This is a genomic window from Mesorhizobium sp. M1403 (assembly GCF_040317695.1).
Lineage (GTDB): Bacteria > Pseudomonadota > Alphaproteobacteria > Rhizobiales > Rhizobiaceae > Mesorhizobium.
On the sequence record NZ_JAMYKY010000007.1, the window covers coordinates 227,820 to 249,204 of the forward strand.

General features: G+C 62.2%; 25 protein-coding genes. 14 read left to right on the plus strand and 11 right to left on the minus strand.

Features of this window, described 5'->3' with window-relative positions; all coding sequences use genetic code 11:
* Positions 1-4: 4 nt before the first annotated feature.
* A complete protein-coding gene (locus tag NKH01_RS15305) occupies positions 5-559 on the plus strand; it encodes a hypothetical protein (protein WP_352588473.1) in 555 nt (184 codons plus the stop codon).
* Positions 560-570: 11 nt separating this feature from the next.
* Positions 571-1,755, plus strand: a complete 1,185-nt coding sequence (locus NKH01_RS15310) for a mandelate racemase/muconate lactonizing enzyme family protein (RefSeq protein ID WP_353020874.1) — start codon at positions 571-573, stop codon at positions 1,753-1,755.
* Between the two features lie 29 nt (positions 1,756-1,784).
* Here NKH01_RS15310 and queF read toward each other — a convergent pair whose 3' ends face one another.
* A complete protein-coding gene (gene queF / locus NKH01_RS15315) occupies positions 1,785-2,246 on the minus strand; it encodes a preQ(1) synthase (protein WP_353020877.1) in 462 nt (153 codons plus the stop codon).
* 114 nt (positions 2,247-2,360) lie between these two features.
* On the opposite strand from queF, the gene NKH01_RS15320 reads away from it, so the two are divergent.
* Positions 2,361-4,406, plus strand: coding sequence for an oxidoreductase (locus NKH01_RS15320; protein WP_352481281.1), 2,046 nt, complete (start codon positions 2,361-2,363; stop codon positions 4,404-4,406).
* Positions 4,407-4,547: 141 nt separating this feature from the next.
* On the opposite strand, the gene NKH01_RS15325 is transcribed toward NKH01_RS15320, so the two are convergent.
* Positions 4,548-4,955: a hypothetical protein gene (locus NKH01_RS15325; RefSeq protein WP_023674396.1), complete on the minus strand. Its 408-nt coding sequence runs from the start codon at positions 4,953-4,955 to the stop codon at positions 4,548-4,550.
* 147 nt (positions 4,956-5,102) lie between these two features.
* Here NKH01_RS15325 and NKH01_RS15330 point away from each other — a divergent pair, with 147 nt between their 5' ends.
* Positions 5,103-5,501 carry a MarR family winged helix-turn-helix transcriptional regulator gene (locus NKH01_RS15330; protein ID WP_353020880.1) on the plus strand — a complete coding sequence of 133 codons (399 nt, stop codon included), beginning with the start codon at positions 5,103-5,105 and terminating at the stop codon, positions 5,499-5,501.
* Positions 5,502-5,521: 20 nt separating this feature from the next.
* On the plus strand, positions 5,522-5,764 hold the full coding sequence (locus tag NKH01_RS15335; RefSeq protein WP_353020882.1) for a type II toxin-antitoxin system Phd/YefM family antitoxin: 243 nt from the start codon (positions 5,522-5,524) through the stop codon (positions 5,762-5,764).
* A 5-nt stretch (positions 5,765-5,769) separates the two neighbouring features.
* On the opposite strand, the gene NKH01_RS15340 is transcribed toward NKH01_RS15335, so the two are convergent.
* Positions 5,770-7,842 carry a putative bifunctional diguanylate cyclase/phosphodiesterase gene (locus NKH01_RS15340; RefSeq protein WP_353020885.1) on the minus strand — a complete coding sequence of 691 codons (2,073 nt, stop codon included), beginning with the start codon at positions 7,840-7,842 and terminating at the stop codon, positions 5,770-5,772.
* Positions 7,843-8,106: 264 nt separating this feature from the next.
* Between NKH01_RS15340 and NKH01_RS15345 the strand changes: the two genes are divergently transcribed.
* Together NKH01_RS15345 and tdh are read left to right on the plus strand one after the other, a co-directional pair.
* Entirely contained in the window at positions 8,107-9,294 is a 1,188-nt protein-coding gene (locus NKH01_RS15345) for a glycine C-acetyltransferase (RefSeq protein WP_353020887.1), read from the plus strand.
* A gap of 68 nt (positions 9,295-9,362) precedes the next feature.
* Entirely contained in the window at positions 9,363-10,397 is a 1,035-nt protein-coding gene (gene tdh, locus NKH01_RS15350) for an L-threonine 3-dehydrogenase (RefSeq protein WP_023717188.1), read from the plus strand.
* A 199-nt stretch (positions 10,398-10,596) separates the two neighbouring features.
* On the opposite strand, the gene NKH01_RS15355 is transcribed toward tdh, so the two are convergent.
* Positions 10,597-11,046, minus strand: a complete 450-nt coding sequence (locus NKH01_RS15355) for a MarR family winged helix-turn-helix transcriptional regulator (RefSeq protein WP_023717189.1) — start codon at positions 11,044-11,046, stop codon at positions 10,597-10,599.
* 137 nt (positions 11,047-11,183) lie between these two features.
* Here NKH01_RS15355 and hmgA point away from each other — a divergent pair, with 137 nt between their 5' ends.
* The 5 genes from hmgA to NKH01_RS15380 are packed head-to-tail and all read left to right on the plus strand — an operon-like array spanning position 11,184 to position 15,326.
* Positions 11,184-12,497, plus strand: a complete 1,314-nt coding sequence (gene hmgA / locus NKH01_RS15360) for a homogentisate 1,2-dioxygenase (protein ID WP_353020890.1) — start codon at positions 11,184-11,186, stop codon at positions 12,495-12,497.
* 10 nt (positions 12,498-12,507) lie between these two features.
* Complete coding sequence (locus tag NKH01_RS15365; protein ID WP_352909529.1) at positions 12,508-13,407, plus strand: MBL fold metallo-hydrolase; 900 nt, start codon at positions 12,508-12,510, stop codon at positions 13,405-13,407.
* Between the two features lie 47 nt (positions 13,408-13,454).
* The gene (locus tag NKH01_RS15370; protein WP_353020892.1) at positions 13,455-14,477 is read left to right on the plus strand and encodes a fumarylacetoacetate hydrolase family protein; all 1,023 of its coding nucleotides are present in this window, start codon (positions 13,455-13,457) and stop codon (positions 14,475-14,477) included.
* A complete protein-coding gene (locus tag NKH01_RS15375; RefSeq protein WP_023717192.1) occupies positions 14,474-14,767 on the plus strand; it encodes a hypothetical protein in 294 nt (97 codons plus the stop codon). The genes NKH01_RS15370 and NKH01_RS15375 overlap by 4 nt, the downstream gene beginning before the upstream one ends.
* A 4-nt stretch (positions 14,768-14,771) precedes the next feature.
* Positions 14,772-15,326 carry a DinB family protein gene (locus tag NKH01_RS15380; RefSeq protein ID WP_023717193.1) on the plus strand — a complete coding sequence of 185 codons (555 nt, stop codon included), beginning with the start codon at positions 14,772-14,774 and terminating at the stop codon, positions 15,324-15,326.
* Here NKH01_RS15380 and NKH01_RS15385 read toward each other — a convergent pair whose 3' ends face one another.
* The 3 genes from NKH01_RS15385 to hppD all read right to left on the minus strand — a co-directional run bounded on the left by NKH01_RS15385 (position 15,327) and on the right by hppD (position 17,110).
* Complete coding sequence (locus NKH01_RS15385; protein ID WP_023717194.1) at positions 15,327-15,704, minus strand: type II toxin-antitoxin system VapC family toxin; 378 nt, start codon at positions 15,702-15,704, stop codon at positions 15,327-15,329.
* A complete protein-coding gene (locus NKH01_RS15390) occupies positions 15,701-15,925 on the minus strand; it encodes a type II toxin-antitoxin system Phd/YefM family antitoxin (RefSeq protein ID WP_023717195.1) in 225 nt (74 codons plus the stop codon). Before NKH01_RS15390 ends, NKH01_RS15385 begins: the two co-directional genes overlap by 4 nt.
* Positions 15,926-15,994: 69 nt before the next feature.
* Positions 15,995-17,110, minus strand: coding sequence for a 4-hydroxyphenylpyruvate dioxygenase (gene hppD, locus NKH01_RS15395; protein WP_353005560.1), 1,116 nt, complete (start codon positions 17,108-17,110; stop codon positions 15,995-15,997).
* A gap of 153 nt (positions 17,111-17,263) precedes the next feature.
* On the opposite strand from hppD, the gene NKH01_RS15400 reads away from it, so the two are divergent.
* Positions 17,264-17,731 carry an Lrp/AsnC family transcriptional regulator gene (locus NKH01_RS15400; RefSeq protein ID WP_023717197.1) on the plus strand — a complete coding sequence of 156 codons (468 nt, stop codon included), beginning with the start codon at positions 17,264-17,266 and terminating at the stop codon, positions 17,729-17,731.
* A gap of 9 nt (positions 17,732-17,740) precedes the next feature.
* Positions 17,741-18,070, plus strand: a complete 330-nt coding sequence (locus tag NKH01_RS15405; RefSeq protein ID WP_352640018.1) for a hypothetical protein — start codon at positions 17,741-17,743, stop codon at positions 18,068-18,070.
* Between the two features lie 15 nt (positions 18,071-18,085).
* On the opposite strand, the gene NKH01_RS15410 is transcribed toward NKH01_RS15405, so the two are convergent.
* The 4 genes from NKH01_RS15410 to aztA form a co-directional block, all read right to left on the minus strand.
* On the minus strand, positions 18,086-18,424 hold the full coding sequence (locus NKH01_RS15410; protein WP_023674411.1) for a protein tyrosine phosphatase family protein: 339 nt from the start codon (positions 18,422-18,424) through the stop codon (positions 18,086-18,088).
* Positions 18,425-18,610: 186 nt separating this feature from the next.
* Positions 18,611-19,537 (minus strand): zinc ABC transporter substrate-binding protein AztC, encoded by a 927-nt coding sequence (gene aztC / locus NKH01_RS15415; protein WP_023717198.1) that lies wholly within the window; start codon positions 19,535-19,537, stop codon positions 18,611-18,613.
* 22 nt (positions 19,538-19,559) lie between these two features.
* Positions 19,560-20,435 (minus strand): zinc ABC transporter permease AztB, encoded by an 876-nt coding sequence (gene aztB / locus NKH01_RS15420; protein ID WP_352481316.1) that lies wholly within the window; start codon positions 20,433-20,435, stop codon positions 19,560-19,562.
* Positions 20,435-21,250, minus strand: a complete 816-nt coding sequence (aztA, locus tag NKH01_RS15425; protein ID WP_352481273.1) for a zinc ABC transporter ATP-binding protein AztA — start codon at positions 21,248-21,250, stop codon at positions 20,435-20,437. Before aztA ends, aztB begins: the two co-directional genes overlap by 1 nt.
* Positions 21,251-21,385 lie beyond the last annotated feature (135 nt).

Below are 21,385 nucleotides of genomic sequence, written 5' to 3' on the forward strand. Positions count from 1 at the left end.
TGCCGTGCTCCGCTGCCGTCCCTGGGTTCTGGCGACTGCGTGCCTGCTGGCCGGATTGAGCAGCGCCGCCGCTCAGGGCCTGTTGGGCGCGCCGCCCGCAGACGCGCCGGCCGACAACGCGGCACCTCCGCCGGCAGAGTCGCCGGCAGAAAACGCACCGGCCGCACCCGTGCAGCCGGGCTCGCCGACGGCGGTGGTGAAGCCGTTCTACGAGCATGCCGGGCTCGAGGTCGATCCGGCTCAGCGGGGCCATTTCACCGATCCGGCAAAGTCGGTGCTGGACAAGAGCGACGCGCTGCGGAAGTCGGGGCAGGGCGAGTGCCTCGATCCCAACATGGCGCTCGACAATGCCGAATACGACGAGGCGGAGATCGACAAGAGCCTGAAGACCATCGAAGCGGTCAAGGGCGACCAGGCCAAGGTCGTTGTCGCTTTCGTCGCCTCCGGCAATCCGCACCGGCTGGAATGGAAGCTCAAAAAGGTCGACGGCGACTGGAAGATATCGGACCTGCTCTCGGTGACAGGCGAATGGGCGCTCAGCCAATACCAGTGTGAGTGAGAACGGAACCGATGAAGATCAGCAACATCCGCGTCACCCACGTCAACGTCCCGCTCGATGCTCCGTTCTGGTGGACGGCTGGTCTCTACGGCGGCGCCTCGAAATCGATCATCGAGGTCGAGACGGACGAAGGCGTGGTCGGACTGGGCGAGGCGCCATGGTGGCATTTCGGCGAGGTGATCAAGGCCGAGATCGCGCCGGCGCTGATTGGCGCCGATCCGCTCGACATCGCCGACTGCGAGGCGCGCTGTGTGCCGCCCTGGCAGATCACCGCCAACACCGGCGAGAACGCAGCCACGGTGGCGTTCGGCGCCATCGAACTGGCGCTCTGGGATATAAGAGGCAAGGTCTTCGGCATGCCGCTCTATAAGCTGCTCGGCGGCGCGGTGCGCAAGGGCATTCCGTTTTCGGAATATTTCGCCTTTCGCCCCGCTCAAGGCGGAGCCGGCGGCGAGATGACCGCCGAAGCGATCGTCGACTATTGTCTCGGCATGCGAGAACAGCACGGCTCGACGATCTTCGAGGGCAAGCTGATCATGGGCGATCCCGAGCTCGAGATCAGGACAGTGCGCATGCTGCGCGAGGCGCTTGGCGATAAGGCGCAGATCAAACTCGATTCCAACATGCAGTGGTCGCTGACCACAGCGCGCTGGGTACTGCGCGAGATCGAGCCGTTCAACATCCGCAATTACGAGGATCCGGTCGCGACCTTCGAGGAGATGGCAGCGCTGCGCCAGCATTCGCGCATTCCGTTCTCCACGCACATCCCGGATCTCAGACGGGCAGTCGCGCTCGGTGCGCCGGATTACTTCGTCTGCAATTTCGCAGCACTCGGCGGATTGTCGAAAACTCTGAAATTCATCGCCGCCTGTGAGGCGATGGGCAAGGGGTTCTGGTGCTATTCGAACGATCTCGGCATCATGACATCGGCTTATCTGCACGTCGTGGCGGCGACACCGTGGATCACCGAAGCATCGCAGTCGCTGTTTCGCTGGCAGATCGGCGATGTCATCAAGGACGGTCCTTTCCGCCAGACGGGCAATACGGTGCGCGTGCCGGAGGGTGACGGGCTGGGCGTCGGACTCGATCCGGCTGCGATGAAACGCTGGGCGGGCCACTTCGCCGAACACGGGCCGATGGGCCATTTCAGCGACCCGAACAATCCCGGCCGCTACCGGCGGCTCCCGCTCAACTGATGCAACGTATTTTCCTCAGAAACTCAGGCTCACCCGCGCCCGCGATAGGGGGCGACGCCGGTGTCGGGCAGCCACACACCTTCCGGCGGGGCGCCCGTCTGCCAGAACACGTCGATCGGAATGCCGCCGCGCGGATACCAGTAGCCGCCGATGCGCAACCACAATGGCTTGGTCGCGGCGATGATGCGGCGGCCGATCATGACGGTGCATTCTTCGTGGAACGCGCCATGGTTGCGAAACGAGGTCATGAACAGCTTGAGCGACTTCGATTCCACCAGCAGCGCATCGGGTGCGTAGTCGACGACGATATGGGCGAAGTCCGGCTGGCCGGTGACCGGGCAGAGCGAAGTGAATTCCGGGCAGGTGAAGCGAACGACGGCCGGCGGGCCGTCGCCGCGCGAAAATGGCACGGTTTCCAGGACTGCCGCTTCAGGGCTCTGTGGCGCCTCGACGTTGGTGCCGAGCTGGGTGAGGTTTTTCGTATCGGTCATGAGCAGGTTCCTTGCTGCATGTCGCCCAAAACTGCGCAGCGATTTTGGGATAGCGACATGCGTAAAAACAAAAATTTGCCGCTCATTAGCACAATTTGAAACAGCAGGAAGACGATGACTAGCAACGACCCGCTCCTCCAGCCCTATCAGCTCAAGCATCTGACGCTGAAGAACCGGGTGATGTCGACCAGCCATGAGCCGGCCTATTCTGAGGACGGCATGCCAAAGGAGCGGTACCGGCTCTACCATGCCGAAAAGGCCAAGGGCGGCATGGCGCTGACCATGACCGCCGGCTCGGCGATCGTCTCGCGCGACAGCCCGGCCGCCTTCGGCAATCTGCATGTCTATGACGACCGCATCGTGCCGTGGCTCGCCGAGCTTACCGATGCCTGCCACGAGCATGACTGCAAGGTGATGATCCAGATCACCCATCTCGGCCGCCGCACCGGCTGGAACAAGGCCGACTGGCTGCCGGTGCTGTCGGCTTCGCCGGTGCGCGAACCGGCGCATCGCGCCTTTCCCAAGATTATCGAGGACTGGGATATCGAGCGCATCGTCGCCGACTACGCGGCGGCCGCCCAGCGCTGCCAGGCTGCCGGCCTCGACGGCATCGAATTCGAGGCCTACGGCCACCTGATGGACGGCTTCTGGTCGCCGGCCACCAACCAGCGCGACGACGATTTCGGCGGCTCGCTCGACAACCGGCTGCGCTTCACCGGAATGGTGCTCGATGCGGTGCGTGCCGCGGTCGGCGAAAAGTTCGTCGTCGGCATCCGCATGGTCGCCGACGAGGATTTCGAGAAAGGCCTGTCGAAACAGGAAGGCGTCGAAATCGCCAGGCGGCTGGCCGGCTCCGGCAAGGTCGATTTCCTCAACATCATCCGTGGCTCGATCGAGACTGATGCCGCGCTGACAAAAGTCATTCCGGTGACCGGCATGCGGTCGTCGCCGCATCTCGACTTCGCCGGCGAGGTGAGGGCGGCGACGAAATTCCCGACCTTCCATGCTGCGCGGATTTCCGACGTCGCCACCGCGCGTTACGCCATCGCCACCGGCAAGCTCGACATGGTCGGCATGACGCGCGCCCATATCGCCGACCCGCACATCGTCAAAAAAGTGATGGAGGGCCGCGAGCACGAGATACGTCCTTGCGTCGGTGCAACCTACTGCCTCGACCGCATCTATGAGGGCGGTGAGGCGCTGTGCATCCACAATGCGGCAACGGGCCGCGAGGCTGATATCCCGCATATCATCCCGAAAACCGAGGGACCGAAGCGAAAGGTGGTCGTGGTCGGCGCCGGCGCCGGCGGGCTGGAGGCAGCGCGGGTCGCCGCCGAGCGCGGGCACCAGGTAACGGTGCTGGAAGCATCGAGCCAGGCCGGCGGCCAAGTGCGGCTGGCAACGCAGAACCCGCGCCGCAAGGAATTGATCGGCATCATCGACTGGCGGTTGGCCGAGCTGGACCGGCTCGGCGTCGAGATCCGCTACGACACCTGGGCGGAGAAGGACGACGTGCTGGCGCTGTCGCCGGACGTGGTGGTGATCGCCACCGGCGGCCTGCCGCAGAACCCGCCTCTGACTGCGGGCGACGATCTCGTCACCTCGAGCTGGGACATCATGGCCGGCAGCGTCAAGCCGGCCGAGAACGTGCTGCTCTATGACGACAATGGCGGCCATCAGGGCATGGGTGCTGCCGAACTGATCGCCAACAGCGGCGCCAGGCTGGAGCTGGTTTCACCAGAGCGCTTCTTCGCGCCGGAAATGGGCGGCATGAACCATGTGCCTTACATGCGCGCCTTCCAGGAAAAGGGTGTCACGGTGACCATCAACACACGGCTGCGTTCGGTGCGGCGCGAGGGCAACCAGCTGATCGCCGAGCTCGCCTCCGACTTCGCTGATGGCTGGCGCGGAGAGCGCCGCGTCGACCAGGTGGTGGTCGAGCACGGCACGCTGCCGCTCGACGATCTCTATCTGGCGCTGAAGCCGCTGTCGAAGAACGCCGGCGCGATCGACTACGAAAAGCTGGTCAATGGCGGCGACATCTTTCCCGTGCGCAATCCTCACGCCGGTTTCGTGCTCTTCCGTATCGGCGATGCAGTAGCCTCGCGCAACATCCACGCCGCCATCTATGACGGCATCAGGTTCGGCTTGCGAATCTGAGGAATATTTTGGATTGATTGGTGGCGCGCAGCCGAACCTCCGTACGGAGAGCCACCACGGTACTTCGGCTCGTTCTGCGCGCCGCGCACGCCGCCGGCTTGCGGCCGGACACCGTACGATCTTGCGATTGCGGCAGGCCGCTCAAAACATCCTGGCGGTAGCCATGCAGAACACGGTGATGACCAGCAGCCCGCCGGCGATGCGTTCGCCTTTTGTCATCTTCGCGCGCAACTGGGTTTGCTTCGCCGCATCAGCACCGGCCAACTGCCTGCTGGCGGAACCCACCAGTGCGCCCTGGACCCCGGCGGCAATCAAGGCAGTCAAGATGCCCAGCGCCAGGACCTTCTCCATCGAGCCGAAGGAGCCGTTGTGGAAGAAATACCAGAGCAGCAAACCCGTGAGGAAAACCACGCCGGCCGCGCCCATTTGCGGCCGGAAGAAACGTTCCGCCCGGATCTCCGGTTCGCGGGCAACCGCGATGGTGGTGCCGGCCCAGAACACACCCGCCATGACGTGAAGGCCGAGGACGATGATGTAGACATATTGCATGACCGCATTTCCTCTCTTGCCCACCGCTAACCATATGGATAGATATCAAATGATTAGATGTCAACGCATAAGCTCGAGCCGGTTCCATAGGCTTTGCCCTTGTTCTAGTGTCGGACCATGACGCCCTTTGACCGCCCGCCGATCGGGATGAATCTCGCCCGCACCGCCAAGCTGGTGGCGCAGGCTTTCGATGCAGCCCTGGTCGAGGCCGGCGGCACGCTGCCGGTCTGGGTGACTTTGCTGTCGGTCAAGTCGCGGGAGCTGGCCAACCAACGCGAGCTCGCCGGCATGATCGGTATTCGGGGCGCAACACTGACCCATCATCTCAACGCCATGGAGACGCAAGGCCTGCTGATACGGCGTCGCGATCCCGAAAATCGCCGGGTTCACCAGGTGGAGCTGACCCAAGCCGGAGAAGCGCTGTTCCTGAAATTGCGCACCGCCGCGTTAGCCTTCGACAAGCGGCTGCGGAAGGGATTATCCGACGACAGGTTGGCGGAGTTTGCACAGGTGCTGGCCGCGCTGCGGGCCAATGTCGAGGGTTAGAATTAGGCTAGGAAAACGCTATGCGCGAAATTTCGCTGAAGGATGCCAGGACTACACTCTCGGCGCAGCTCGATCAGGTCGTCGCGGGAGAACCGGCGGCCATCACGCGGCGCGGCCGCAAGCAGGCGGTCATTTTGTCATTTCAGGACTACGAAAAACTGGCGCGTGTGCCCAACATTGGACAATTGCTGGCAGCATTTCCCGGTGATGAGGATGACCTTCCGCCTCGGCTCATCAGGTCGGTTCGCAAGCCCGAACCATGACGGATCTACGCCCGGCTGCCCTGCAGCACCGTCAGCCTGGCCTTCTTGGGCGCCCGGGCCACCAGCCATTCGCGCACCCTGTCCGGTGGCATCGGGAAAGCGATGGAATAGCCTTGCACCTGGTCGCAGCCGATCGCCATCAGCGAGTCGAGCTCGGCTTCGGTTTCGGCGCCCTCGGCGACGATCGAGATGCCGAGACCGCGGGCGAGCTCGGTGAGGGCACGCACGATCTTGGTGTTGCCGCTGTTCTCGTTGATGTTCTGGACGAAACGGCGATCGATCTTCAGCCGGTCGATCTCGTTTGGATTGACATGGCTGAGCGATGCGTAGCCGGTGCCGAAATCATCGAGCTCAAGATGGATGCCGGCGGCGCGGATGTGCCGCAGCTTTGCCGCGATACCGGTCTTCTCGTCATCGAGAATGACGGATTCGACGATCTCCAGCGATAGTTTGTGCGCGGGCAGGCCAGCCCTCTCCAGCGTACCGAACAGGAAGACTTCGAAATCTGTCTCGCGCAGCTCCGAGCCGGACACATTGACGGCGATCCGTCCGAAGGCGATGCCTGCGCGGTTCCATTCGGCTGCTTCGTCGATCGCCTTGGCAATAACGATGCGGCCGATCTCGGGCATCAAGCCGCATTTTTCTGCGATCGGAATGAACTCGCCCGGCGCGATCATGCCGCGCTCGGCATGCCTCCAGCGAACCAAAGCCTCGATGCCACTGATAGCGCCATCCGACAGCGACACCTGCGGCTGGAAATAGACTTCGAACGCCTTCTCAGAGATGGCGATCCTGATGTCGAGTTCGAGCTGCTTGCGATTATCAAGTTCGCGCCTCAGCTCATCGGAGAAGAACGACAAACTGCCGCCGCCCTGCCTCTTGGCTGAATAGAGTGCCAGATCGGCATGGACGAGCAGGTCCTGCGCATTGTCGGCGTCGACGGGGTAGACCGCAATCCCGGCACTTACGCCTGGATGGATCGTCATGCCTTGGAAGATGACCGGCTCATTGAGTTTGGCCAGCATGCGTCTGGCGACGATATCGATGTCCGCGGTGCTGCCGGCGTCGTTGAGGACGACAACGAATTCGTCGCCGCCGAGACGCACGTTGAGATCCGACGTCCGGCAGGAATCGCGCATGCGCTGCGCGGCCACCACCAGCACATAATCGCCGGCGGCATGGCCGAGCGTATCGTTGATCTGCTTGAACCGGTCGAGGTCGAACTGCACTACGGCGACCCGCTCACGCCTTCGCTGCGCACCACTGATGAACGTATCGAAATGGTCGGTCAGGAAGGTACGGTTGTGCAGGCCGGTCAGCCCATCATGCACGGCAATGAAGGCCATGGAATTGCGTGCATCGACCAGCTCGCGCGTCCGGCGCAAGATGGCATTCGACATCGGCCGAAAAATGAAAAGTGCCACCAGCAGCATGACGCCGATGGTCGAGTAGAACAATGTGCGGTGAAGATCGAGGAGCCTTTCGGAGCGCTGGTCCGCGTAGGCGCTGATGCGCTGGCCGAGTGCTGCGTAGCCCGACAAAGTTGCGTTGGCAACGGAAGCGTCCAGATTAACGCGCTCCTCTCCGCCCTTGTAGCCGCCGCTGCCTGTCGTGTTGAGCCGCGATTCGAATGAAGAGATCAGGCGCTCGCCATTGGCGATCAGCCCGACAGAGAAATAGTCGAGATGGTACGGCTTGGCGAAAAGCACGCTCTCGATCGATTTCGGATCGAACCTTGCCGGCGACACCGGATCCGCGGCGGTTCGTTCGAGCAGCAGATCGTAATTCTTCTCGAACTCCACCGTCGCTTGTTTGAGCGCGGTAACCAGGGCGCGCTCTTGATCGCGCGGGGCGCTGCCTGTGGCGCCGGCAAGGAAGACGATGCGCTGCGACAAGGCTTTTTGTGTGCTGACGATATCGAGCAGCGCCTGATTGTGCCGTTGGGTCGCCATCACCTGCTGCAGCAGGATGAAGGAGGCCACGACCATGGCGGCTATGATCAGCAGAGCCAGCCAGTAGCCGGATTTGATCAGGAGTATGAGCCTGCCCGAAACGGCGTGCACCGGCTGGTGTGACATTTTCTGAGGCGGCCTCTCGCCAACGAATTCTTGTGCGACAACCTTTGGCTTCAAAGTGTTAACAGCTTTGGGATGGCAACAGGCCGGCGGCGACGACCGTGGCGGGAAACCCGCAAAGTGGTTATTGCAATCTTTCGCGGCGCCTCTGCATTTGAACATCGTGGCCTCTGCCGTGCCATTGCCGCCACCGAAGCGGTCGCTTTTGCGATGGATTTTTCGTCCGCGCGGCGCGACAGTCCTCATCGATCTCAACAGGGCCTGATCATGACCGAAGCATTCCTTTCCCACATCGACAGCGAGCTTGAAGGACTGAAATCGGCAGGTCTCTACAAATCCGAGCGGGTGATAACCTCGACCCAATCGGCCGAGATCGAGGTGGGCGGCGAGAAGGTGCTGAATTTCTGCGCCAATAATTATCTCGGCCTCGCCGACAGCGCCGAACTGCGGGAAGCAGCCAAGCAGGCGCTCGACCGTTACGGCTACGGCATGGCGTCGGTGCGCTTCATCTGCGGCACGCAGGAAGAACACAAGCAGCTCGAGGCGACCATTTCTGATTTCCTCGGCATGGAGGACACTATCCTCTACGGCTCCTGCTTCGACGCTAATGGCGGCCTGTTCGAGACGCTGCTCGGCGAGGAGGATGCGGTCATCTCCGATGCGCTGAACCACGCCTCGATCATCGACGGCGTGCGGCTGTCGAAGGCAAAGCGCTTCCGCTACGCCAACAACGACATGGCCGATCTGGAGGCGCGGTTGAAAGACGCGAGCGACTGCCGGTTCCGGCTGATCGCCACCGACGGCGTGTTCTCGATGGATGGCATCATCGCCAATCTGAAGGGCGTCTGCGACATCGCCGACAAATACGATGCGATGGTGATGGTCGACGACAGCCATGCAGTTGGTTTCGTCGGCAGGAATGGCCGTGGCTCGGCCGAACATTGTGGCGTCGAGGGCAGGGTGGACATCATCACCGGTACGCTCGGCAAGGCATTGGGCGGAGCGTCGGGCGGCTACACGTCGGGCAGGAAGCCGGTGGTCGACTGGCTGCGCCAGCGCTCGCGGCCCTATCTTTTTTCCAACACGCTGATGCCGGCGATCGCCGGCGCCTCGATAAAGGTCTTCGAACTGATCAAAGTCGGGGATGGATTGCGGAAGAGGCTCTACGACAATGCCGGGCATTTCCGGTCCGAGATGGGCAAGCTCGGCTTCACCCTGGCCGGCGCTGACCACCCGATCATCCCCGTGATGCTTGGCGATGCGACGCTGGCGCAGGAGATGGCGGCGCGGATGCTGAAGCGCGGCATCTATGTCATCGGCTTCTCGTTCCCGGTGGTGCCGAAGGGCCAGGCGCGCATCCGCACGCAGATGTCGGCCGCCCATTCCAGCGCAGACATCGATCGCGCGGTTGAGGCGTTCGCCGCAGTCGGTCGGGAACTCGGCGTGATTTCCTGAACGGCCGGAACCGAAAAGCGATTCCGGATCAAGAGGTTCAAGCGACTAAGGTTCTGGGGAACAAAAGAATGTCGAACATGATGAAGGCGCTGGTCAAGGCCAAGGCCGAGCCGGGCATCTGGATGGAAGAAGTGCCGGTGCCGGAGATCGGCCCCAACGACGTGCTGATCAAGATCAGGAAGACGGCGATCTGCGGCACCGACGTCCACATCTATAATTGGGACCAGTGGGCGCAAAAGACCGTGCCGGTGCCGATGGTTACCGGCCACGAATTTGTCGGAACCGTCGCCGATTTCGGTGCGGCGGTGACCGAGTACAAACTCGGCCAGCGCGTTTCCGGCGAAGGCCATATCGTTTGCGGCCATTGCCGCAACTGCCGGGCGGGCAGGGGGCATTTGTGCCGCAACACGCTCGGCGTCGGCGTCAACCGGCCGGGCGCCTTTGGCGAATACCTGGCGATCCCGCAGCACAATGTGGTGCCGATCCCCGACGACGTGCCTGACGAGATCGCGGCGATCTTCGATCCCTTAGGCAATGCTGTTCACACCGCATTGTCCTTTGATCTCGTCGGCGAGGACGTGCTGGTCACCGGCGCCGGGCCTATCGGCATCATGGGTGCACTGGTGGCGCAGTGCGTCGGCGCGCGAAAAGTGGTCATCACCGATATCAACCCGGTGCGCCTGGCACTGGCGAAAAAGCTTGGCGTTCAGCATGTCGTCGACGCATCGAAGGAAAAGCTGCGCGACGTGATGCCGGCGCTTGGCATGACCGAGGGCTTTGACGTCGGCCTCGAAATGTCGGGCGCAGCCCCTGCCTTCCGCGACATGATCGACACCATGAACAATGGCGGCAAGATCGCCATTCTCGGCATCGCGCCGACCGGCTTCGAAATCGACTGGAACAAGGTCATCTTCAAGATGCTGCATCTGAAGGGCATCTACGGCCGCGAGATGTTCGAGACCTGGTACAAGATGATTGCGCTGGTGCAGGGTCCTCTCGATGTCAGCGGCCTGATCACCCACCGCATCGGCATCGACGACTATGTTTCCGGCTTCGAAGCGATGAAGAGCGGCAATTCCGGCAAGGTGGTGATGGACTGGTAGGCGATCAGAAATGTTGGCGGGACAGCACCCCCCTCTGTCCTGCCGGCCATCTCCCCCTCAAGGGGGGAGATTGGCAGCTTCGCCGACATCGCTCTTCTTTGGAGATTGGCGAAAGCCGAAGCGACGTCCAATCTCCCCCCTTGAGGGGGAGATGTCCGGCAGGACAGAGGGGGTGTGAACGATCGCTGCGTAGCAGCTTTCACAGCTCCTTTCGTCGATCCGGCAACGCCATCTCCAGGGCCGCCACTCCGCTGACAACGGCCGCTCGCTGTTCCGTGCTCAGCCTCGCAAGCAATTCCAGCTCGAACGCTTTAGCCAGCGGCACCATCTCGCGATAGGCGACAAGGCCAGCTCGGGTCAGCGTCAGATGCTCGACCCGCCTGTCTTTTCCATCCGGTGTGCGAGTGAGCCAGCGGCGCCGTTCGAGCTCGGCGACGGCTCGCGAAACCTTGGTCTTGTGCATGGCCGACTGCTCGCCGAGTTCCGTCGCGGTCATGGTGCCGTGCTGGCCGAGCCCGGCCAGCGTGCGCCATTCGGGTCGGGTCAGGCCGTGACGGTCCTTGTATATCCTGGAGAATTCCCGGCTGACGGCATCGGCGAGACGGTAGAGCCGGTAGGGCAGGAAGCTTTCGAGTTCCAGGACGTCCATGATTTTGTATCCCGGCAGACGCCGTGGTTGATAGTTACATTTTCAATGGTTACAGATGAAACCAGTTTGGTCAATGCTTGAGTGCCGCAGCCATCGGAGGCGAGGAGCGCGCTCTGTCAGTATCCAGGGAGGATGCCATGGCCTATTCCTACATGCCGGGTTTCGGCAACGACTTCGAGACCGAGACTTTGCCGGGCTCGCTGCCGCAAGGACGCAACTCGCCGCAGCGGCCGGCCTACGGCCTCTACGCCGAGCAGCTTTCGGGCTCTCCTTTCACTGCGCCGCGCGGCACCAATGAGCGCTCCTGGCTTTATCGGATAAGGCCGAGCGTCAGGCATACCGGTCGCTTCAAAGCGGCGAATTATCCGCTGTGGAAAAGCGCGCCGAACGTCGGCGACCACCAGCTCGCTCTCGGCCAGTATCGCTGGAGCCCCGTGCCGATGCCGAAAGAGCCGACAGACTTCATCGCCGGCATGCGCTCGATCACCACCGCCGGCGACGTGCTCGGCCAGACCGGCATGGCGGCACATGTCTATGTCGCCAACCGTTCGATGGCCGACGACCATTTCTTCAACGCCGACGGCGAGTTGCTGGTCGTGCCCCAGGTTGGAGCCTTGCGCTTGATCACCGAGATGGGCGTCATCGAACTCACGCCAGGCGAGATCGCCGTGCTGCCGCGTGGCCTGGTGTTCAAGGTCGAACTGTTGGATGCCGAAGTGCGCGGCTATGTCTGCGAGAATTACGGCGCCAAGCTGACGCTGCCGGATCGCGGCCCGATCGGCGCCAATTGCCTGGCCAATCCGCGCGATTTCAAGACGCCCTGCGCCTGGTTCGAGGATAAGGACACGCCCTGTCGGCTGATCGTGAAATGGTGTGGCCAGTTCCATGTCACCGAGATCGATCATTCACCGCTCGATGTGGTGGCGTGGCACGGCAACTATTCACCCTACAAATATGATCTTGCGACGTTTTCCCCCGTCGGCGCGATCCTGTTCGATCATCCCGACCCATCGATCTTCACCGTGCTGACCGCGCCGAGCGGCGAGGAAGGCACTGCCAATATCGATTTCGTCATCTTTCCGCCGCGCTGGCTGGTTGCCGAAAATACGTTCCGCCCGCCGTGGTATCACCGCAACATCATGAGCGAGTTCATGGGCCTGATCCATGGTCAGTACGATGCCAAGGAAGAGGGCTTTGTGCCCGGCGGCATCAGCCTGCACAACATGATGCTGGCCCACGGACCCGATGCGCCTGGCTTCGAAAAGGCCTCGCGCGCGGAGCTGAAACCGGTCAAGCTCGCCAACACCATGGCCTTCATGTTCGAGACACGCTTCCCGCAGATGGTGACCCGCTATGGCGCCGTGCTCGAAACCCGGCAGGACAATTATATCGACTGCTGGGCCGATCTGAAGAAACGCTTCAACGGCACGCCCGAGGGCGACTGGTCTTGAGCGCCGTCGCATGATGGATCGTCTGGTGCTTCTTGGCTCGAAGGGTGGTCCGGCGCTCCGGCCGGGCGGACCGTGGCCGAGTTCATCGCTGCTGGAGATTGGCGGCCGCACCCTCGTCGTCGATTGCGGGCTGGGCGTAACGCGCGGGCTGACCGATGCCGGCGTCAGTCTGAAGGCGCTTGACCTGATCTTCATCACGCATTTGCATTCAGACCATGTGCTGGAACTCGGACCGTTGATCCACACCGCATGGACGGCCGGCCTGGGGACAAAGGTCACCGTATTCGGCCCGCCCGGCATCGGCTACTATTGGCAGCGCTTTTGCCAGGCGATGGAGTTCGACATCGAGATCCGCATCGCCGACGAAGGGCGGCCGGATCTCCGCGACCTGGTCTCGATTGTCGAGTTTGGTGAAGGCCAGGTGGCGGAAGAGCGCGGTCTCAAAATATCGGCCTTGCGTGTCGACCACCCGCCGGTGACGGACTGCTTTGCGCTGCGCTTCGAGCAAGCCGGGCAAAGCATCGTCTTCTCGTCCGATACGGCGTTCTTTCCGCCATTGTCGGATTTCGCCGAAGGCGCCGACGTCCTGGTCCACGAGGCCATGCTGGAAGAGGGCATCGAGAGGTTGGTCGCGAAGACCGGCAACGGTGCAAGACTGAGGGAACACCTGCTTGCCAGCCACAGCTTTGCCGAGGAAGCGGGCCGCATCGCCAGTGATGCAGGCGTCAAAAGGCTGGTCCTCAACCACCTCATTCCCGCCGACGATCCCGAGATCGGCGAGGCCGACTGGATCGCCGCCGTCAGGAAAACATGGGCCGGCGACTTGACGATCGCCCGCGACGGCCTTGTTGTGGGGCTGGAGCATGATCCCGAAAAGTGGGAACCGGTTTTCGGACGAGATCATGCCTAGAACAAAAATCAAAGCAGCACCAAAGCTGCGCCAGGAGAGGAAACCGCATGAAGCTTGCCACCTTGAAGGACGGGACGCGCGACGGAAAACTCGTCGTCGTCTCGCGCGACCTGACGCGGTTTACCGATGCGTCGTTCCTGGTGCGGACGCTGCAGGCCGCGCTCGATGACTGGCGTCGGATCGCGCCGCATCTCGCCGCCATGGCCGAATCGCTGGAGAACAATGCGGTGCCGTCGGCTCGCTTTCACGAGCACGACGCCCATTCGCCGCTGCCGCGCGCCTACCAATGGGCCGACGGCTCGGCCTATGTGAACCATGTCGAGCTGGTGCGGAAGGCGCGCGGCGCCGAGATGCCGGCAAGCTTCTGGACCGATCCGCTGATCTACCAGGGCGGCTCGGACGCCTTCCTCGCACCGCGCGACCCAATCCGCATGATCGACGAGACCCTTGGCATCGACCTGGAAGGCGAGGTCGCCGTCATTGTCGACGACGTGCCGATGGGCGCTGGCCTCGACGAGGCGCGGGCAGCGATCCGGCTGGTCATGCTGGTCAACGACGTGACGCTGCGCGGCCTGACCGGACCCGAGCTTGCCAAGGGGTTCGGCTTCTTCCAGTCGAAACCGTCATCAGCCTTTTCGCCGGTTGCGGTGACGCCGGACGAACTGGGCGATGCCTGGAACGGCGGCAAGGTCAGCCTGCCGCTGCTGGTCGATCTCAACGGCAAACCGTTCGGCCGGGCGAACGCCGGCATCGACATGACCTTCGACTTTCCGGCGCTGATTGCCCATGCCGCAAAAACGCGGCCGCTGGCCGCCGGCACCATCGTCGGTTCGGGCACCGTCTCCAACAAGCTCGATGGCGGGCCGGGCAAGCCTGTCTCGGCGGGCGGCGCCGGCTATTCCTGTATCGCCGAGTTGCGTATGATCGAGACCATCGAAGCCGGCGAACCGAAGACGCCGTTTCTGCGCTTTGGCGATACCGTGCGCATCGAGATGAAGGACAGGGGCGGGCATTCGATCTTCGGCGCCATCGAGCAGAAGGTCGAGAAATACGAGGGGGCAAGAGAATGACAGGCGAGACATTCTATCTCCTGTGCGGTGTCTGGGCCCTTGTCATGCTGGCGATCTTCATCCAGGCGATCCGGCTGAGCTATCGCATCGAGGCGCGCTCGCCCGGCCTGACCAACCGCAGCGGCTTTCCGCGCAAGGCGATGATGTTTCACACCGTCACCAACACGAACGTCGCGCGTGACCAGGAAACGCAAGGCATGCGGCGGCGCATGATCGGGCTGCTGCTGATTGTTCTCGCTGGATTCCTGCTAATGGGGGCAGGCTTGTCGTTGGTCCGGTCAGCTGCGTGAAGTCATGGACCTGCTGAACCATTTCCGCCGCATGGCGCGCAACAATCTCTGGTCGAACGACCGGCTTTATGGCGCCGTACTGCAGCTTAAGCCTGGTGAATTCGAAGCCGAGCGAACCAGCTTTTTCCCGTCGATCAAGGCAACGCTGAACCACATTCTGGCGGTCGATCACCTCTATCTCGATTTTCTCGAAGAGGGCGGCGTCGGCGCCGCGGCCTATGATGAGTTCTTGCGCTTCGACGAAGCGGACGCGCTCTTTGGCAAGCGGGCGGAGGCCGACCGGCGGCTGATCGCTTTTTGCGACCGCCTGTCGGCGGACGATCTCGAACGCCGCGTCGTCACTGATCGGCGCGAGGACGGCATGATACCGGAGCGGATCGGCGATTTGCTCGCCCATCTCTTCATCCACGACATCCATCATCGCGGCCAGGTGCACGCGATGCTGTCTGGCACCTCGGTGAAACCGCCACAACTCGACGAGTTCTTCCTCGATTACGATGTTAAGTTGAGGAAAGCCGAAGTCGAGCGGCTGGGACTGCGAGACCAACTGCTTGGCTAATTATGCCAAAGCCACATCGTAACTGGCGAAATGCGGGTCGGATGTAAGGATGGTGAGATTCTCCATTTGCGCCTGCGCAATCAGAAGTCTGTCGAACGGATCACCATGGTGGTGGGGTAGGCTGCCGACGGCGTTTGCGTGCTGGAAGGTTACGGCGAGCGGCTGAAATTGCATCCTTGGAAGCAGCGTTGGCAGGTCGTCCGGCGCATCGAGTTTTCTGATCGAGCGTTTGATGGCAATTTCCCAGACGCTAGCCGCGCTCGCGAACACCACCGCTTCCGAAGCCAGAATAGCGCGGTGGTGCTCGCTGAGACGCCGATCGTCCGAAATCGACCAGAGGATGATGTGTGTGTCGGCGAGAAACGGGCCGACCGTCATTTCACGTACTCATCCCACTCGGGACCGAGTTCATCAAAATCGTCCGCAATCCAGATCTTGCCCTTCAATGCGCCGATACGCGGCAGGGATTCGGCCACTGCCGGAGGTACGATACGCGCCGCCACCTTGCCGTGGCGTGTGAGCACGATCTCCTCGCCGGCTTCCGCACGGCTGACGAGTTCCGACAATTTGGCCTTGGCTTCGGCAATGGAAACATTCATGACTCGATCCTTTATGACCAGAATTTAGGTCATAACTGATCAAACCACAAGGCACCTCGGCCGAACTGGCTACGCTGCCTTGCCGTCCACCTTCAGCACGCCGCGCTTGATCTGGTCCTGCTCGATGGATTCGAACAGAGCGCGGAAATTGCCCTCGCCAAAACCTTCGTCGCCCTTCCTCTGGATGAACTCGAAGAAGATCGGCCCGATCACAGTCTTTGAAAAAATCTGCAGCAGGATCTTGGTCGTGCCGCCGTCGACGACGCCTTCGCCGTCGATCAGGATGCCGTGCCTTTTCATGCGCTCGATCGGCTCTTCATGGCCGTTCACGCGGGCATAAGACATGTCGTAATAGGTCTCGGGCGGGCCCGGCATGAACTTCAGGCCGTTGGCGGCCAGCCTGTCGGTGGCGCCGTAAATGTCGTCGGTGCCGACGGCGATGTGCTGGATGCCCTCGCCATTGTACTTCTTCAGATATTCGGCGATCTGGCTGGTCTCGTCCTTGGACTCGTTGAGCGGGATGCGGATCTTGCCGCAGGGCGAGGTGATGGCGCGGCTGACCAGGCCGGTGATCTTGCCGTCGATGTCGAAGAAATGGATCTGCTTGAAGCCGAACAGGTCGCGGTAGAAATCCCACCATTTGTCCATCTGGCCGCGATAGACATTGTGGGTCAGGTGGTCGAGATAATAGAAGCCGACGCCTTCCGGCCTGGGATCGCGCTCGCCCAGCCAGTCGAACTCGGCGTCGTAAGCCGAGCCCTTCTCGCCATAGGTTTCGATGAAATAGAGCAGCGATCCGCCGATACCGACGATTGCCGGCACGTCGAGCGACTTGCCGGCGCCTTCATAGGGCGTCGCGCCCTTGGCAACGGCATGATCGAACGCATGCTTGGCATCGACCACACGCCAAGCCATCGAGGCGGCGCAAGGGCCGTGCTTGTCGACGAATTTCATTGCATGCGAGCCGGGCTCGGCATTGACGACATAATTGATGTCGCCCTGCCGCCAGACGGTGATGTCCTTGCTGCGGTGCTTGGCCACCGGCACGTAGCCCATGCGGGTGAAAAGCTCGGCGAGCTTTTCCGGCTCGGCATGCGCGAATTCGACGAATTCGAAGCCGTCGGTGCCGGCGGGATTGGTTTTGCTGATCTTGGCGGGCGGTGCGTCGTGCGGGAAGGGACCCATGGCATTGCTCCGAAATCTGGCCCGAAATCTGGCATTGGCCGCATCGGCCATATCTGAGCCCAATCATAGCGCGGAGCGAGTGCAAATTGCTTGCATTCAAACGCTTGAAATGTTCCGATCATGCGCAACTTGTGCATGACCGGGTCGAAATCCATGGATGAAGCGCGCATTGACCAGTTTGACCGCAAGATAATGGCTCTGCTGCAGGCCGACGCGCGGTTGACCAACAACGATTTGTCGGAACGAGTGAATCTGTCAGCGTCGCAATGCTCGCGCCGTCGCCAGCGGCTGGAGGAGGACGGTTATATCAAGGGCTACCGGGCGGTGCTCGACCGCGACAAGCTCGGCTTTTCCCTGGTCAACGTCATTTCGGTGACGCTCGCCACCCACAACCGCGACAATGCGCGGCGTTTCGGCGAATTAGTGGCGCGGCTGCCGCAAGTGCAGGAAGCGCACGCGCTGACCGGCGAGATGGACTATATATTGAAAGTGGTGACGCCGGACCTGAAGTCGCTGTCGGAATTCGTCAACAGCGTGCTTCTCCCGCATGAATCGGTGCAGCATGTGAAGACGGCGATCGTGCTGGAGACACTGAAGGAAACCGGTGCTCTGCCGATTTGACTTCAAGCCATGACCACCTTTCAGATCGCTGGTTTCATCATTTTTATAGGCGGGATGGTTCCTTACGCCATTGGTAGCCTAATCCACATCGCGCATAATCCGGAGGCCTTGGACCTGAGCTTTCGGATCAATCCCTGGCCTTCATGGCCCTATGGCTGGGTCGAACTCACTCACCCGAAGGCGCGCTGGTGGTGCGGTGTCGGCTTTCCGATATGTCTTGCGGGCTTCATCGTACTTTTGGTCGCTACGATTGCGCTCGTCGATCTTGCGCTATACGTCGCTTTGCTCGTCGCATTCTTCTGGCTGCGGCGGGTCACAGCCAGACGGCGGCGTCACTAACGATCGGAACGCCTCTCACCCTTTCGATTGCTGGATCAGCCCATAGAGATTGGTGCAGCGGGCGCCGGACCGGCAATAGGCGAACACCGGGCCTTCGAGTTCGTCGAGCGCCTCAGCCTGGTCCTCGACATTCTCGGCCGTGATCTGGCCGCTGATGACGGGGATGTAGCGGAAGGCGAGCCCGGCGCCCTCGACCGCCGCCTTGACGGTGTCGGCCGATGGCTGGCCGGGCTGCTCGTCGTCCGGCCGGTTGCAGATCACGCTCTTGAAGCCGGCGGCCTTGATGGTCGCGACATCCTCGGGCTGGATCTGGCCCGAGACCGAATAGTCCTCGCTGATCTGACGGTATTCCATGGCTGGGGTCCTCGCAATCTGGTTAGCGGCAGTCTTGCCACTCCCTGACCCGGTCGGCAATCCGCGCGAAAAGAAATCCATCCGCGCAGATAGAGATTTCGATGCCGGAAATCCAGCCGGGCTAACGCCGCATGTCGCCAGGACGCATCATGCGCCAGCCCGGCTGGATGAACCGGATCGGTCGGCTCAGCTGCCGAGGATCGCGCCTTTGATCTGGGCGATGTTGTTGTGCATCAGGTCGATATAGGTCGAGGCCGGGCCGTCGGGCTGTGAGAGCGCATCGGAATAGAGCGTGCCGCCCACCTTGATGCCGGTCTCGCTGGCGATCTGCTCGATCAGCCGCGGATTGGTGATGTTCTCGACGAAGATCGCCGCCGCCTTGTCCTGTTTCACCTGGCTGACCAGCTTGGCGACGTCGGCGGCGGAGGGCTCCGACTCGGTCGACACGCCTTCCGGGGCCAGGAACGTCAAGCCGTAGGCCTGCTCGAAATAGCCGAAGGCATCATGCGAGGTGATGACGACGCGCTTCTCTTGCGGGATCGACTGGATCGCTGCCTGTACCTCGCCCTCGAGCGCATCGAGCTTTTGCGTATAGGCGGCTGCATTGGCCTTGTAGCTGTCGCAACCCGCAGCGTCGGCCGTGCAGAAGGCGTCGGCGATGTTCTTCACATAGATCTTGGCATTGGCGATCGACTGGAAGGCGTGCGGATCGGTTGCCGTCTCACCATCGGCGTGGGCGTCGGCCTCGGCGAATTCGGGCTTGAAATTGATCGGCGTGACGCCCTTGGTCAGCACGGCGACGGTCGCCTTGGTTGCGCTGGCGTCGACCAGGCGCTGCAGAAAACCTTCGAAATGCAGGCCGTTGACCAGCACGATGTCGGCCTTGGCCATCGCCACCGCATCGGCTGGGCTCGGCTCGTAGACATGCGCATCCCCGTTCGGCCCGACGATGGTGGTCAGATCGATCCGGTCGCCGCCGACATTCTTGGCGAAGTCTCCGATGATGGTGAAACTGGCGACCACTTTCAACGGCTCCGCGAAAGCCGAAGATGCGCCAAAGGCGGTTAATGTTATAACGCTCACGGCCAAAGCGGCGCGGATCGATTTCAGCATGGACAAGTCTCCTTCGTTGGGATCAGGCAGTTCTGTGGCGGTGATGGATGATGCGGGCGCGCAGGATGCCGCGCGTCCCGAACAGGATCGAGGCGAAATAGACGACGCCGGCGGACAGGATGATGGCCGGGCCGGAGGGCAGCGACGCATGATAGGACAACAGCAGCCCGGCAATGCAAGAGGCAAAGCCGATCACTGTCGCCAGCACGCACATCGGCTCGACGCGCGAGGTCCAGAAGCGGGCCGCCGCTGCCGGCAGCATCATCAGCCCGACCGACAGCAAGGTGCCGAGCGCCTGGAAGCCGCCGACGAGGTTGAGCACGACGAGGCCGAGAAAGATGAAATGCACCGGGCTGCCCATCCGGCTGACCGAGCGCAGGAACAAGGGGTCGAGGCATTCGGCGACCAGCGCTCGCCAGAAGATGGCGAGGCTGACCAGCGTCACCACCACGATGCCGCCGATCAGCGTCAGCGCCTCGTTGTTCAGCGCCAGCACGGTGCCGAAAAGCACATGCATGAGATCGACGCTGGAGCCGCGGATCGACACCATAAGCACGCCGATCGCCAGCGAAATCAGATAGAAGGCCGCCATCGAGGCGTCCTCGCGCTGGATGGTGAAGCGCGAGACGGCGCCGGCGCCGAGCGCCACGATGATGCCGGCGATCAGTCCGCCGATGGTCATCGGCAGGATCTCCAGGCCATAAAACAGGAAGCCGGCGGCAGCACCCGGCAGGATGGCATGGGCCATGGCGTCGCCGGACAGGCTCATGCGCCGCAGCATCAGGAACACGCCGACCGGGCAGGCGCCGAGCGACAGCATCATCGAACCGGCGAGCGCCCGCTGCATGAAGGCGTAGTCGGCAAACGGGGCGACGAAAAGACCGTAAAGCACGTCCATCATGCCGCCCTCGGCCCGGAGCCGTGATGATGGTCATGGCTATGCTCGTGGCTGCTGTGATCGTGCACACTGTGATCATGCTCGCCAGGCTCGCACCATGGCGCGTTGTCCTCCCAGGCTTCGTGGAAGCGGCGCGCGCGCAACAAATTCTCCGGCCGCAGCGTCTCTCTGGTCTCGCCCCAGGCGACCGGCTGGCGCGCCAGGAGCAGTGTTTCGGGGAAATTCTGCCGCACTAGGTCGAGATCGTGGACGACCACCATGATCGTACGCTCCTCGCCATGCCAGCGCTTGATCAGTGCGATCAGGTCGCCGACGGTCTTCGTGTCGACGGCATTGAACGGCTCATCGAGCAGGATGAGCTCGGCATCCTGCAACAGCACGCGGGCAAACAGCGTGCGCTGCAGCTGGCCGCCCGACAACGTGTCGATCGGCCGCTTCTCGAAACCGCCGAGGCCGACGGCCATCAGCGCCTTGCTGACCGAGTCGCGATCTTCCCTGGTATAGCGGCCGAGCATGCCACGCCGCGGCCACAGGCCAAGCGAAACCAGGTCGACGACCCGGGCCGGAAAGGAGCGGTCGAGCTCGGACTGCTGCGGCAGGTAGGCGGCGCGCACGCCGGGCGCCCGGATCACCGCGCCGGCCATCGGCTTCAGGACGCCAACGATGCCCTTCATCAGCGTCGATTTGCCGGAGCCGTTGGCGCCGACGACCGCCGTCAAGGACCCCTTGCGGATCGTACCATTGAGGTGGTGGATCGCAGGATGGCTGTTATAGCCCAGCGTCAGGTCGCGGAAGGTCAGGCAGGTTTGGCTCATGTGACGATCCATGGGGCGACGATCGGTGCTGCAGGGGCGGATTCGATATGTGATGTTATTACATTAGTCAACAAGCCAATCGGGCGGAATTGCGGCCGGACCGTCTTGTTGTGTGCTTTGGCTTGGCTCAAGAGG